General features: G+C 62.8%; 10 protein-coding genes and 2 pseudogenes. 5 read left to right on the forward strand and 7 right to left on the reverse strand.

Annotated elements, in window-relative coordinates:
* Positions 1 to 56: 56 nt before the first annotated feature.
* The 5 genes and pseudogenes from X738_RS47370 to tkt all read right to left on the reverse strand — a co-directional run bounded on the left by X738_RS47370 (position 57) and on the right by tkt (position 7,923).
* A pseudogene (locus X738_RS47370) lies at positions 57 to 1,156 on the reverse strand (class I fructose-bisphosphate aldolase).
* 160 nt (positions 1,157 to 1,316) lie between these two features.
* Complete coding sequence (locus X738_RS47375; protein ID WP_023797065.1) at positions 1,317 to 2,513, reverse strand: phosphoglycerate kinase; 1,197 nt, start codon at positions 2,511 to 2,513, stop codon at positions 1,317 to 1,319.
* A 109-nt stretch (positions 2,514 to 2,622) separates the two neighbouring features.
* Positions 2,623 to 4,512, reverse strand: coding sequence for a potassium/proton antiporter (locus X738_RS47380; RefSeq protein WP_023797066.1), 1,890 nt, complete (start codon positions 4,510 to 4,512; stop codon positions 2,623 to 2,625).
* Positions 4,513 to 4,764: 252 nt separating this feature from the next.
* Positions 4,765 to 5,775 (reverse strand): type I glyceraldehyde-3-phosphate dehydrogenase, encoded by a 1,011-nt coding sequence (gap, locus tag X738_RS47385; RefSeq protein ID WP_023797067.1) that lies wholly within the window; start codon positions 5,773 to 5,775, stop codon positions 4,765 to 4,767.
* Between the two features lie 156 nt (positions 5,776 to 5,931).
* Positions 5,932 to 7,923, reverse strand: coding sequence for a transketolase (gene tkt, locus X738_RS47390; RefSeq protein ID WP_023797068.1), 1,992 nt, complete (start codon positions 7,921 to 7,923; stop codon positions 5,932 to 5,934).
* 303 nt (positions 7,924 to 8,226) lie between these two features.
* Here tkt and X738_RS47395 point away from each other — a divergent pair, with 303 nt between their 5' ends.
* The 4 genes from X738_RS47395 to X738_RS47410 all read left to right on the forward strand — a co-directional run bounded on the left by X738_RS47395 (position 8,227) and on the right by X738_RS47410 (position 10,759).
* Complete coding sequence (locus X738_RS47395; RefSeq protein WP_023797069.1) at positions 8,227 to 8,499, forward strand: DUF4164 domain-containing protein; 273 nt, start codon at positions 8,227 to 8,229, stop codon at positions 8,497 to 8,499.
* Positions 8,500 to 8,510: 11 nt separating this feature from the next.
* Positions 8,511 to 8,876 (forward strand): cell division protein ZapA, encoded by a 366-nt coding sequence (locus X738_RS47400; RefSeq protein WP_023797070.1) that lies wholly within the window; start codon positions 8,511 to 8,513, stop codon positions 8,874 to 8,876.
* Positions 8,877 to 9,081: 205 nt separating this feature from the next.
* Positions 9,082 to 9,741, forward strand: coding sequence for a peroxiredoxin (locus tag X738_RS47405; RefSeq protein WP_023797071.1), 660 nt, complete (start codon positions 9,082 to 9,084; stop codon positions 9,739 to 9,741).
* 145 nt (positions 9,742 to 9,886) lie between these two features.
* Positions 9,887 to 10,759, forward strand: a complete 873-nt coding sequence (locus X738_RS47410; RefSeq protein ID WP_023797072.1) for an MBL fold metallo-hydrolase — start codon at positions 9,887 to 9,889, stop codon at positions 10,757 to 10,759.
* A gap of 301 nt (positions 10,760 to 11,060) precedes the next feature.
* Here the strand turns inward: X738_RS47410 and X738_RS47415 are convergent, their stop codons facing one another.
* Entirely contained in the window at positions 11,061 to 11,468 is a 408-nt protein-coding gene (locus X738_RS47415; RefSeq protein WP_245277578.1) for a hypothetical protein, read from the reverse strand.
* Between the two features lie 302 nt (positions 11,469 to 11,770).
* On the opposite strand from X738_RS47415, the pseudogene X738_RS88940 reads away from it, so the two are divergent.
* Positions 11,771 to 11,857 (forward strand): annotated as a pseudogene (locus X738_RS88940) (DUF2274 domain-containing protein); the annotation flags it as partial.
* A 90-nt stretch (positions 11,858 to 11,947) separates the two neighbouring features.
* Here the strand turns inward: X738_RS88940 and rpoH are convergent.
* Complete coding sequence (gene rpoH, locus X738_RS47420) at positions 11,948 to 12,859, reverse strand: RNA polymerase sigma factor RpoH (RefSeq protein WP_023797074.1); 912 nt, start codon at positions 12,857 to 12,859, stop codon at positions 11,948 to 11,950.
* Between the last annotated feature and the right edge of the window lie 148 nt (positions 12,860 to 13,007).

The following is a 13,007-nucleotide window of genomic DNA, read 5'->3' on the forward strand; positions in this document are numbered from 1 at the left end:
GGAGCAGATGGAACCCGGGCACATGGCCCGGGTTCGGACGAAGATAGAAAAACCGGTCAGGCGGCCTGTTCCAGTTCCGGCTGCCATTTGCCAAGCGCTGCCAGATGGTTCATGTGGGCACGGTGGGCGAAGGCTGCCTGGGCAGCGGCGACGTTGGCCGCCTTGCCGCTCCATGCCTTCTGTGGCGCCGCCTGCAAGGCGCGGCCATAGGAGAAGGTCAGCTTCCATGGATGCGGGCCGATGGCGTTGATGGCGTTGAGGTTGGCGGTCGCCTCCTCATCCGATTGCCCACCGGAGAGAAAGGCGATGCCGCCAATCGCTGCCGGCACCGTCTCGCGGAACAGTTTTATGGTCTTTTCGGCGACTTCCTCGGGGCTGCTGGTGCTGCCGGACTTTTTGCCGGCGAGAACCATGTTCGGCTTCAGAATGGTGCCTTCAAGGACGACGCGGGCGGCGTAGAGCTCGGTGTAGAGTTTCGCCAGCGTTGCCTTGCTGATCTCGTAGCAGGTGCCGATGTCGTGGGCGCCGTCCATCAGCACCTCCGGCTCGACGATCGGCACGATGCCGGCCTCCTGACAGAGCGCCGCATAGCGGGCGAGCGCATGGGCGTTCGAGCCGATCGACGTGGCGGAGGGCACGCCCCTGGCGACGTCGATGTCGATCACCGCACGCCATTTGGCGAAACGGGCGCCGAGCTTGTAATAGTCGGCGAGCCGCTCGCGCAGGCCGTCGAGGCCTTCGGTGATGGTGTCGCCGGGGTACCCGGCCAGCGGCTTGGCGCCGGCATCGACCTTGATGCCTGGAATGGCGCCGGTCGCCTTGATGATGTCGACCAGCGGCGTGCCATCGGCGGCTTTCTGGCGAATGGTCTCGTCATAGAGGATGACGCCGGAGATGTATCTGGTCATCGCCTCCCTGGCGCGGAACATCATCTCGCGATAGTCGCGGCGGCTGTCGGCGGTCGATTCGACGCCGATGACGNCGCCTCCCTGGCGCGGAACATCATCTCGCGATAGTCGCGGCGGCTGTCGGCGGTCGATTCGACGCCGATGACGTCGAAGCGCTTCTTGATGGTGCCGGAACTCTCGTCGGCGGCCAAAAGACCCTTGCCGTCGGCCACCATCGCAGCGGCAATGTCCTCGAGTCGTTCGCTCATTGTGCATCCTCCTGAACCGGTTGTTCCAAACAGTGTGAAAATCCGGGCTAGCAGACCACTAGAGCAAAGCAGGTTCAAGTCGAACCATTCCAAGCGGAAAGCTCGAATCGATTGAAACGCGCAAACGCCCCTGTTCGCCTGTTGCCCAGGGCCTAGGGCCTCAGCGCTTCAGTACGTCGACACCGGGCAACGGCTTGCCCTCCATCCATTCCAGGAAGGCGCCGCCGGCGGTCGAGACATAGGTGAAGTCGTCGGCGACGCCGGCATGGTTGAGGGCGGCCACCGTGTCGCCGCCACCTGCCACCGAGATCAATTTGCCGACCTTGGTGCGGGCCGCGGCGTGCCTGGCCGCCGCCACCGTCGCCCGGTCGAACGGCTCGATCTCGAAGGCGCCGAGCGGGCCGTTCCAGACCAGCGTCGCGGCGCGGTCGATCCAGTCGGCAACGGTCTTCACGGTGTTTTCGCCGACATCGAGGATCATGGCGTCGGCCGGCACCTCTGATATGGCGACGGTTTCGCTGGCGGCGCCCGCCTTGAATTCCCTGGCGACGACACCGTCGACGGGCAGGATGACGGCGCAGCCGGCTTCGGCCGCCTCGATCATGATCTGCTTGGCGGTGTTGGCGAGATCATGCTCGCACAGCGATTTTCCGACGGCGGTGCCGCGCGCGGCGAGGAAGGTGTTGGCCATGCCGCCGCCGATGACCAGCGCGTCGACCTTCTTCACCAGATTCATCAGGAGGTCGATCTTGCTCGAGACCTTGGCGCCGCCGACGATGGCGACGACAGGGCGGACGGGATTGCCGAGGCCCTTTTCCAGCGCGTCGAGCTCGGCTTGCATGGTACGGCCGGCGAAGGCCGGCAGCAGGTGCGCAAGCCCTTCCGTCGACGAATGGGCGCGGTGGGCGGCGGAAAAGGCGTCGTTGACGAAGATGTCGCCATTTGCGGCGAGCTTTTCGGTGAAGGCCGGGTCGTTCTTCTCCTCGGCCTTGTAGAAGCGGGTGTTTTCGAGCAGCAGCACGTCGCCGTTGTTCATGGCGGCGACGGCGCTCGCGGCCTTGTCGCCGATGCAATCGGCCGCGAAGCCGACAGGGCGGCCAAGCACCTCCGCGGCCGGCATGGCGATCGGCTCAAGCGAGAATTCGGGCGAAGGTCCATCCTTGGGCCGGCCGAAATGGGCAAGCAGGATGACCTTGGCGCCCTTGCCGGAAAGCTCGGCGATGGTCGGCGCGATGCGCTCGATGCGGGTGGCGTCGGTGACCTTGCCGTCGGCGACGGGAACGTTGAGGTCGACGCGCACCAGCACGCGCTTGCCGTCGATATTGCCGATGTCGTCAAGTGTCTTAAAGCCGGCCATGCTGTTCCCTTTCGCGAAAAATCGCGGGGACCTTACCCCGCATCAACGACGATGCAAGACCTGCATGGGAGTTCACGGAAAATATGATCCACGCCTCGGTCGCAAGCAGTCAGCCCTCGCCGGTTGTTTTTTTCATCACTGGCTGTGGAGCCGGTTCCGCGTCGTCCGGCGCCTCGGCACCCGGCCTTTTGGTCCGCTTGCGCCAATTGCGAACAAAGCCAACGATGCGGTCGGCGATTTCGCCGGCACTCAGGAACACCGGCACCCGCGCCACCGGCGCGGTCGGCTCGAGGGAAAGACCGAGACCGGTGATCCTGCCCTTGTCGTCGACGTCGCGGACGATCAGCTCGATCGGACCAATCAGCACGCGGTCGGCATATTCGGCATGGCCGCCGAGCCGCGCCGTCACCAGGTCGCCGACGGTCAGCTTGTGTTCCTCCTCGGTCAGGCCCGGCGCGTAAGCGGCTTCCAGTTCTGCGGCGGAGCGTGCCGGATCGACGGCGAAGGCGCCGAAGAAGTCGGCATCCTCGGGATCGACCACGGCGCGGCTGGCGAACAGCTTGTCGAGCAGGGCCGGATAGCGATCCGGCACGAAGATGTAGACATGGTCGCCGGCGGCGAGCCTGCCCATGTCCTGGAAGCGCATCGAGCGGCCGTCGCGCAGCACGAGCGACGGCCGCGCCCAGCGCGGAATGCGCTCGCCGCGCGCCACCGGGCTGCCTGGTGCCACGCGGTAGGCGAGCAGTTCGTGATGGGCGGAGCCAGGCAGTTCGAGCTCGACCTTGTCCAACGGACCCAGCCGGGCGGGCACGATCAGACCGAGCCGGCGCGCCAGCGGTCCGACGGTCCATCCCTGGATGACCAGCGATACCAACACCACGATGAAGGCGGTGTTGAAGATGAGGCGGCCATTCTCAAGACCGCCAAGCAGTGGCGTGATGGCGAGCAGGATCGACACGGCGCCACGCAGACCCACCCATGAGACGAAGGCGACTTCCGGGCGCGGCAGACGAAACGGCATCAGGCAAAGCCAGACGGCGATCGGCCGCGCCACGAATATCAGGAACAGGCCCAGCAGCACCGCCGGCAGCAGGATCGCCGGAAATTGCGAGGGCGTCGCGAACAGGCCGAGGATCAGGAACATGATGATCTGCGCCAGCCACGACATGCCGTCCTGGAAGCGCTTGAGGATGGTGACGGCGCGGATGTCGGAATTGCCGGCAATGAGGCCGGCGAGATAGACCGCCAGAAAGCCGGAGCCGCCAATGGCGCCGGCGGCGGCGAACACCATCAGCGACAGCGTCAGCACGAAGATCGGCAGCAGCCCGTGGTCGAGATTGAGCCGGTCGACGAGGCGAACGATGGCGAGGCCGCCGAAAATGCCGACGACGGCGCCAAGCCCCATGTTGAGAAGGAAGCCGAGGACGAGGTCGGTAACCAGCACCCTGGCCTCGGGGCTGGCGTTGGCGGCGATGATCTCGACCAGGCTTATGGTCAGGAAGATGGCGATCGGGTCATTGGTGCCGGATTCCACCTCGAGCGTGGAACGCACGCGTTCGCGCAAATTGATCTCGCCGGCGCGCAACAGGAAGAACACCGCTGCCGCGTCGGTCGAGGCGACAGCGGCCCCGAGCAGGAAGGATTCCAGCCAGCTAAGATCGAGCAGATAATGGGCGACGGCGCCGAACAGGCCGGTGGTCAAAAGGACGCCGACGGTCGCCAGCGACAGCGCCGGTCCGGCCGCCTGCCGCAGGGCGTTGAGCGGTGTGCCGAAGCCGGAATCGAACAGGATCACCGCCAACGCCAGTGAGCCGGCAAAATAAGCCAGCCGCGCATTGTCGAACTGGATGCCGAGGCCGTCGGTTCCAGTGGCCAGGCCAATGCAGAGAAACAGCAGCAAGAGAGGGGCGCCGAAGCGGAAGGCGATCAGGCTCGAAAACGCGGCGGCGACGACGAGCGCGGCACCGACCAGCGTCACGAGATAGATCGCATGCTCCATCCGCCAATTGCCCCTCGAATTCGTGTCCCTCTCGCTTTACGGGAGAGTGAGGCGAAGACATGACCGGTGCAAGGCGTTAGGGTGGTTTTTTGCCCTATGCCGCTGATTTTCGAGTGTTTTGGCGCTCAAGGCGCGGGTCTTGCCAAACAAACCCTTAGAGCGTCGTTGCGCATTCAAAAGGGCGCTGGGCGCTCTCATGAAAACGCCCGGACAGGCCGGGCGTTTTCATGTCGCGAGAGGATGGTTCCGCGATCAGGCGATGGTCTTGCCGAAGGCGACTGATGTGTCGGCCATGCGGTTGGAAAAACCCCATTCATTGTCGTACCAGGACAGCACCGAAACGAAGTTGCCGTCCATGACCTTGGTCTGGTCGAGCGCCATGATCGAGGAATGCGGATCGTGGTTGAAGTCGATCGACACGTTCGGGTGACTGGTGACGGCGAGAACGCCCTTCAACTTGCCGTTGGAGGCGGCGATCACCGCCTCGTTGATTTCCTGCACCGTGGTCGAACGCTTGGCGATGAACTTGAAGTCGACAACCGAGACGTTCGGGGTCGGCACGCGAATGGAGATCCCATCGAGCTTGCCCTTGAGATCGGGCAGCACCAGGCCGATCGCCTTGGCCGCGCCGGTCGAGGTCGGGATCTGCGACAGCGCCGCGGCGCGGGCGCGGTAGAGATCCTTGTGCATGGTGTCCAATGTCGGCTGGTCGCCGGTGTAGGAGTGGATCGTCGTCATCATGCCCTTCTCGATGCCGACGGCCTCATGCAGCACGGCTGCCAGCGGTGCCAGGCAGTTGGTGGTGCAGGAGGCATTCGAGATGACAATGTGGTCCTTGGTCAGCTTGTCATGGTTGATGCCATAGACGACGGTGAGGTCGGCGCCCTCGGCCGGCGCCGAGACGAGGACGCGCTTGGCGCCGGCGGCGAGGTGCGCGGCGGCCTTGTCGCGTGCGGTGAAGATGCCGGTGCATTCGAGCGCAATATCGATGCCGAGTTCCTTCCACGGCAGCTGCGTCGGGTCCTTGATCGCGGTGACCTTGAATTTTTCGCTGCCGACGGTGATCTGGTCACCGTCGACAGTCACTTCATGCGGAAAGCGGCCATGCACGCTGTCGTAGCGCAGCAGATGCGCATTGGTCTCGACCGGGCCGAGGTCGTTGACGGCGACGACATCGATGTCCTTGCGGCCGGATTCGTGGATGGCGCGCAGGATGTTGCGGCCGATGCGGCCGAATCCGTTGATGGCAACTCTGACGGTCATTTTTCTCTCCCTGGGAGTTGGAGGCCGAAGATCAAGTCCGCAGCTTCATAACGGCGGGCTGGCAAAGAATCCAGCCGTCGATGGGTTGGATTTAAGTCCATTAGGTCGCGGCTGCCGGCGAAACCGCCATGTGCGCTTCGCCGGAGACCAGCACATTCACTCGCCGTGCAGGCGGGCTTCCGCCGCCTTCACCGTCGCTTCGGCGGTGATGCCGAAATGCGGATAGAGCTGCTCGATCGTGCCAGAGGCGCCGAAGCCGGTCATGCCGATGAAGATGCCGTCGATGCCGATGAAATGATCCCAGCCCTGGCGGATGCCGGCTTCGATGGCGATCTTGACCGGCGCGTTGCCGATCGTCTTCTTGCGGTAATCAGCATTTTGCTTGTCGAACAATTCGAAGCAGGGCACAGAGACGACGCGGGTCGGATGGCCGTGCTTCTCCAGCGCCTCGCGCGCCGCCAGCGCAATCTCGACCTCGGAGCCCGAAGCGAAGATCGTCACCGCCGCATCGCCACTGGCGGCGGCCAGCTCATAGGCGCCCTGGCGGCTGAGATTTTCCGCAACGAAGTCGTTGCGCACCGTAGCCAGGTTCTGCCGGGTCAGCGCCAGCGTCGAAGGCGTCTTTTCCTGTTCGATGGCCAATTGCCAGCATTCGGCGGTCTCGACCGCGTCGGCCGGGCGGAAGACATTGTGGTTCGGAATGGCGCGCAGTGCGGCCAGATGCTCGACCGGCTGATGGGTGGGGCCGTCTTCGCCGAGACCGATGGAATCGTGGGTCATGACGAAGATCGAGCGGATGCCCATCAGCGAGGCAAGCCGCATCGACGGACGGGCGTAGTCGGAAAAGCACATGAACGTGCCGCCATAGGCGATGAGGCCGCCATGCAGCGTCAGTCCGTTGAGCGCGGCGGCCATACCGTGCTCGCGGATGCCGTAGTGAACGTAGCGCTGGCCGTAATCGTCTGCCGTGATGTTCTTGGTCTGGCTGGTCTTGGTGTTGTTGGAGCCGGTCAGGTCGGCCGAGCCGCCGATGGTTTCCGGCACGGCGCCGTTGATGATCTCGAGCGCCATTTCCGACGATTTGCGGGTAGCGACCTTCGGTTTGTCCGTGCTGAGCTTCTTCTTGTAGTCGGTGATGACGGAGTCGAAATTAGCCGGCAGCGTGCCACTGATGCGGCGCTCGAATTCGCTGAGCAATTGCGTGTCGGCCCTGGCAAGGCGGCCTTCCCAGTCGGTGCGTGCCTTGACGCCGGTCTTGCCGGCGTCGCGCCAGGCATCGAGGATATCGGCAGGAACTTCGAAGGGCGGATAATCCCAGCCGAAGAATTTTCTCGCGCCGGCGATTTCCTCGGCGCCGAGCGGCGAACCGTGCGCCTTGTTGGTGCCGGCCTTGGTCGGCGCGCCGAAGCCGATCGTCGTCTTGCAGGCGATCATCGTCGGTTTGTCGGAATGGCGCGCCGCCTCGATGGCATAGGCGATCGCTTCCGGATCCTGGCCGTCGATGTGGCTGGCGTTCCAGCCGGACGCCTGGAAGCGGGCGACCTGATCGGTGTTGTCGGCCAGCGAAACCGGGCCGTCGATCGAGATGTTGTTGTTGTCCCAAAAGACGATCAGCTTGTTCAGCTTGAGATGTCCGGCAAGCGCGATGGCTTCCTGGGAAACGCCCTCCATCAGGCAGCCGTCACCGGCCAGCACATAGGTGTAGTGGTCGACGAGGTCGTTGCCGAAGGCGGCATTCATGATGCGCTCGCCGAGCGCGAAGCCGACCGAATTGGCAAGGCCCTGGCCGAGCGGGCCGGTCGTCGTCTCGATGCCGGCGGCATGGCCATATTCGGGATGGCCTGCCGTCCTCGACCCCACCTGGCGGAAATGCTTGATCTGGTCGAGGGTGATGTCCTCGTAGCCGGTCAGATAGAGCAGCGAATAAAGCAGCATCGAACCGTGGCCGGCCGACAGGATGAAGCGGTCGCGATCGGGCCAATGCGGGTTCTTCGCATCGTATTTCAGGAAACGCGTGAACAGCACCGTGGCGATGTCGGCGCAGCCCATGGGCAGGCCCGGGTGGCCGGACTGGGCCTTCTCGACGGCGTCCATGGAAAGAAAACGGATCGCATTGGCCATCCGGTCATGTTGTTCGCGCGAGGTCATGCTTCCTCCAATGTGGGGGGTCGGGGCCTTGGAAGAGCCCTGGAAAGGGGTGCGCGACACATAGCAGGCGCGGCTTTTTAGTCAACAAACCGGCGCACTTTTGCCGATCTTGTTGGTCAGTAAACCGGCGTTTTGCCGGTCTTGCGATGGCGCCAGGAGGGCTTTGGTGACCTAAATTAGCGTTAGCAGGGGACAGTCGCGAGAGCTTTATTGACGTTGGCTTCACACGGCGCGTAATGTTTCAGACATAACGCATTCTGAACGTGGATGATTCGGTGATGGGCAGGGCGCAGGACGAAAGCCATGACCGGGGAAACGACACTCAAGGAAGTCATCGCCAGGCTGGGTAAGGCCATCGAGGGGCTGGAAAACGCCGTCGCGGCCAAGCTCGAGCACGAGCGCGACTATACGGAAGCCGAGGCGGAGGTGCAGCGCATGAACGCCGACCGCTCGCGGCTGGCGCAGGAACTCGACAATTCCGAAGCGCGCGCCGAACGGCTGGAAGACGCCAACAAGGAAGTGTCGCGTCGGCTGGTGACCGCCATGGAAACCATCCGCGCCGTGTTGGATAGATAGGGGCTGGCCCAATGGCACAAGTCACGGTTTCCATCGATGGCAAGCAGTATCGCATGGCTTGCGACGAGGGCCAGGAAGAGCATCTGATCGACCTTGCCGAACGCTTCGACCGCTATGTCTCGCATCTGAAAGACTCATTCGGCGAGATCGGCGACCAGCGGCTGACGGTGATGGCCGGCATCATGGTCATGGACGAGCTTTCGGAACTGCAAAAACGCGTGAAGGGCATGGAAAGCGAAGTGCTGACGCTGCGCAAGACGCGTGACGATGCGCTGACCAAGGCCGACAAGAACGATTCCGTGCTGACCCAGGCGCTTGGCGCGCTCGCCCAGCGGATGGAAGATCTGGCGACGACGCTGGCGGTGAACAAGGCCTAGACTTCCACTGCCATCGCGCCCCTGTTGCAACGGCATCAATGGGCGGGAAATGCTGCTGTTTACGACAAAAGGCGAAAAAGTTGTCGTCGCCGGCCCCGGTGCCGGTGCAACAGGCGTATGAAGGATGACGCCGCAGTGGTAAAAAGGCGGAAGCAGGGCCGGTGGATGGTCCATGCCGGCTGCAATCACAGGGTAGGGACGCATCATGAGCCTTCGTATCAACGACACCGCGCCGGATTTCACGGCCGAAACCACGCAAGGGACGATTAACTTCCACGAATGGATCGGTGACGGCTGGGCGGTGCTTTTCAGCCATCCGAAGAATTTCACGCCGGTCTGCACGACCGAGCTCGGCACGATGGCCGGGCTGGAAGGCGAGTTCAAGAAGCGCAACGTCAAGATCATCGGCATTTCCGTCGATCCGGTCGAGAGCCATGGCAAATGGCGGGAAGATATCAAGAAGGCGACCGGCCAATCGGTGAACTACCCGTTGATCGGCGACAAGGACCTCAAGGTCGCCAAGCTCTACGAGATGCTGCCGGCGGGAGCCGGCGAAACCTCGGAAGGCCGCACGCCCGCCGACAACGCTACGGTGCGTTCAGTTTATGTCATCGGCCCAGACAAGAAGATCAAGCTGGTTCTCACCTATCCGATGACCACCGGCCGTAACTTCGATGAGATCCTGCGTGCGATCGATTCCATACAGTTGACCGCCAAGCACCAGGTGGCGACGCCGGCGAACTGGAAGCAGGGCGAGGACGTCATCATCACCGCCGCCGTTTCCAACGAGGATGCGGTCAAGCGTTTCGGCGCCTTCGAGACGATCCTGCCGTATCTCCGCAAGACCAAGCAGCCCTCCGCCTGAGAAGGCGGCACGGAAGGATTTTTGGCCTTTTTGCCTCGGCGAAGCATGCGGTGCTTGACGGCGTGGCGCTGGCGAATGACCATGCTCTTCTTTTACTCCGGCAGGGAAAACCATTCCTGCCGGGTGGGAGTTGAGGGAGCCGGGATTGGACGCATCATCGGCCAAGCTGCAGGTGGCAGGCTTTTACGACAAGCCGAGCGGGTCCATCCAGTATGTCGTTGCCGACCCGCAGACGCGACGATGCGCAATCATCGATCCGGTCCTGGATTTCGACGAGAAGTCCGGCAGCACTGCCACGAAAAATGCCGACGCCCTGCTCGACTTCATTAGAGATCAACGGCTGGTTGTCGAATGGATCCTCGACACCCACCCGCATGCCGACCATTTCTCGGCGGCACACTATCTCAGCACGAAGACAGGAGCGCCGACGGCGATCGGCGAGAAGGTCGTCGACGTCCAGAAACTGTGGAAGGCAATCTACAACTGGCCGGGGTTTCCTGCTGACGGATCCCAGTGGAACAGGCTGTTTGCCGACGGCGAGACCTTTTCGGTCGGCGGCGTTCCGGCAAAGGTGCTTTTTTCGCCGGGCCACACGCTGGCCTCGATCACCTATGTGATCGGCGACGCCGCTTTCATCCATGATACGCTGTTCATGCCGGACAGCGGCACGGCGAGAGCGGACTTTCCCGGCGGCAGTGCCGCGCAACTCTGGCGCTCGATCCAAAATATCCTCGCGCTGCCGGACGAGACACGTCTGTTCGTCGGTCATGACTACCAGGCGGAGGGGCGCGAGCCCTTGTGGGAGAGCACGGTCGCGGAACAAAAATCCAAGAACACCCATGTTGCCGCTTGCAGGACCGAGGCCGATTTCGTTGCGTTGCGCGAGGCGCGCGACAGGACGCTGCCGATGCCGAGGCTGATCCTGCACGCGCTGCAGGTCAACATGAATGGCGGGCGGTTGCCGGAACCGGAATCCAACGGCCGCCGCTATTTGAAATTTCCGCTCGATTGCCTTTGAGGAGTCGTTGGCAGACGGAACTTCGCATTCCGGAAGCCAGCGCCGCCCCTCATTGTCCTGCCCGTCCTCCCCAGCAGCTGCGCTGCAGCTGCGGAGGGTGGACCGGACATTTCTCTCCGTATAGTGACGGGGAGAAAGACGCTTTCACTGACGATTTCGCTAATGTTCGACGTTGCAACAAAGAGTGCCGGCGGTGCGATCTGCCGCTTCTCCCCGCCACTATACGGGGAGAAGGTACCCATCTATCAACTGGACACCGGCAGCCGGATGAGGGGCAGCGCAGACGCCAGCCAGTCTAGCTTCAGGGTTTTGTTCGGCGGACTAAATGTTCATACGTGATTTGCCAACGGTCGCTCTCGGAAGATCTTTCCTCGCCGATCCAATGGAAGCTGCTGGCGGTGATCTCGGTGAAACGCCATCGAGTTTTCAGACCGCGCGAATCAGTGCCGAGTTGGACAATGTCCTTACCCTCGGCCCGCCCGATCTGGCGCGAGTGATCTCGGTTGAGCGGGTCATTCCATATGATGTGCCAGCCATCGATCCCAGGATCGAAGATGCGCAAAGTCGTGCCATACATCGTGGATGGCGCAGGGCGCTTGGGCCTGATCCAGACGTCCTGAATCGCGCGGCCTTCGAGCACCCAGCCAAAATGGCATTCTCCATCCCATTTCTGGATTGTGCCGTCGTCGCGGTAGTGGACCGTGTCCATTTCCCAGCTTCCAATTAGCCATCCATACAGGTTCATGTCTTTCGCTCGGTCGGCTGGGGGACCGTCGGATCCGAGAGCGGTGAGAAACGGAGAAATCGTCATCGTCATACTGCCTTTGGTTTCCAAGTAGGCGAGCTCAACTGCCCAGCGAAGCCCCGACGGCCCGTTGTCGCGCCCGCTTGCCGCAAGCGCCGCCTCGTGAAATTTCGCGACGGAAGCCGTGTCGGCGCCGGAACATTGCCGCCACAATTTGCAGCGTTGCGGTTTCCAGGGCTTGGGGAAAATTGCTATAATGCCGCTATGAGCCGGCCAGGCTGATCACACCGATGATTGAGCGGTTTATGGCGACGGATCGGCGCGGCGGAACCGGCAACCCAGCTGGAATATGACACCAAGGGACAGTTCCCGGCAGTCGGTGGACCATAAAAAGGCGGCGCCAGTTACCTGACGCCGCCGTTATTTGTTTCCGTCGGAAGGTTTTACGCCGCCGGCTGCGCCTCGATGGTGCGCAGCGCCTGCATCTGGCGCTTGGCTGCGGCCTTGACCGCGTCCTGCACCTTCTCGAAGGCGCGCACCTCGATCTGGCGCACGCGCTCGCGGCTGATGTCGAACTCGGCCGACAGCTCTTCCAGCGTCAGCGGCTCCTCGGCCAGGCGGCGCGCCTCGAAGATGCGCCGCTCGCGCTCGTTGAGCACGGCAAGAGCGCCGGACAGCATGCCGCGCCGGTTTTCCAACTCGTCCTGCTCGATCAGCGCCTCTTCCTGGCTTTCGTGGTCATCGACCAGCCAGTCCTGCCACTCACCGGACTCGCCTTCGCTTGCCCGGATCGGCGCGTTGAGCGAGGCGTCGCCCGACAGGCGGCGGTTCATCGACACCACTTCCGCTTCCGACACGTTGAGGCGGGTGGCGATCTCGGCGATCTGCTCGGGCTTCAAGTCGCCGTCGTCGAGCGCCTGGATCTTGCCCTTCACCTTGCGCAGGTTGAAGAACAGGCGCTTCTGGTTGGCGGTGGTGCCCATTTTGACCAGGCTCCACGAGCGCAGGATGTATTCCTGGATCGAGGCCTTGATCCACCACATGGCGTAGGTGGCGAGCCGGAAGCCGCGCTCCGGTTCGAATTTCTTGACGGCCTGCATCAGGCCGACATTGCCTTCCGAGATCACTTCGCCGATCGGCAGGCCGTAGCCGCGATAGCCCATGGCGATCTTGGCGACGAGCCGAAGGTGGCTGGTGACGAGCTTGTGCGCAGCCGTGGTGTCCTCATGCTCAGCGTAACGCTTGGCGAGCATGTACTCTTCCTGCGGCTGAAGCATCGGAAAGCGACGGATTTCTTCCAGGTAGCGGCTGAGGCCGCCTTCGCCGGAAACGATACTGGGTAGTGACTGGGCCATGATAGCGCCCCTCTCTCTTGGAGTGGTGCCCCCTAACGCGGCGGGCATATGTCACGAACGCCAAAAGGCTCGTTCGCGACAGCGGATGTATACAGGAACAAAACCAGAAAGGACAGCATTTGGTTCAACACGAAACAGTGTGTCACGC

This window comes from Mesorhizobium sp. L48C026A00, from assembly GCF_000502375.1.
Lineage (GTDB): Bacteria > Pseudomonadota > Alphaproteobacteria > Rhizobiales > Rhizobiaceae > Mesorhizobium > Mesorhizobium muleiense.

What these genes read in the sequence shown, in the direction of transcription:
- X738_RS47405 (WP_023797071.1), top strand. Translation starts at nt 9,082, where the DNA reads ATGAGCCTTCGTATCAACGACACCGCGCCGGATTTCACGGCCGAAACC.
- X738_RS47395 (WP_023797069.1), top strand. Translation starts at nt 8,227, where the DNA reads ATGACCGGGGAAACGACACTCAAGGAAGTCATCGCCAGGCTGGGTAAG.
- X738_RS47400 (WP_023797070.1), top strand. Translation starts at nt 8,511, where the DNA reads ATGGCACAAGTCACGGTTTCCATCGATGGCAAGCAGTATCGCATGGCT.
- X738_RS47415 (WP_245277578.1), bottom strand. Translation starts at nt 11,468, where the DNA reads ATGGACACGGTCCACTACCGCGACGACGGCACAATCCAGAAATGGGAT.
- gap (WP_023797067.1), bottom strand. Translation starts at nt 5,775, where the DNA reads ATGACCGTCAGAGTTGCCATCAACGGATTCGGCCGCATCGGCCGCAAC.
- X738_RS47380 (WP_023797066.1), bottom strand. Translation starts at nt 4,512, where the DNA reads ATGGAGCATGCGATCTATCTCGTGACGCTGGTCGGTGCCGCGCTCGTC.
- tkt (WP_023797068.1), bottom strand. Translation starts at nt 7,923, where the DNA reads ATGACCTCGCGCGAACAACATGACCGGATGGCCAATGCGATCCGTTTT.
- X738_RS47375 (WP_023797065.1), bottom strand. Translation starts at nt 2,513, where the DNA reads ATGGCCGGCTTTAAGACACTTGACGACATCGGCAATATCGACGGCAAG.
- rpoH (WP_023797074.1), bottom strand. Translation starts at nt 12,859, where the DNA reads ATGGCCCAGTCACTACCCAGTATCGTTTCCGGCGAAGGCGGCCTCAGC.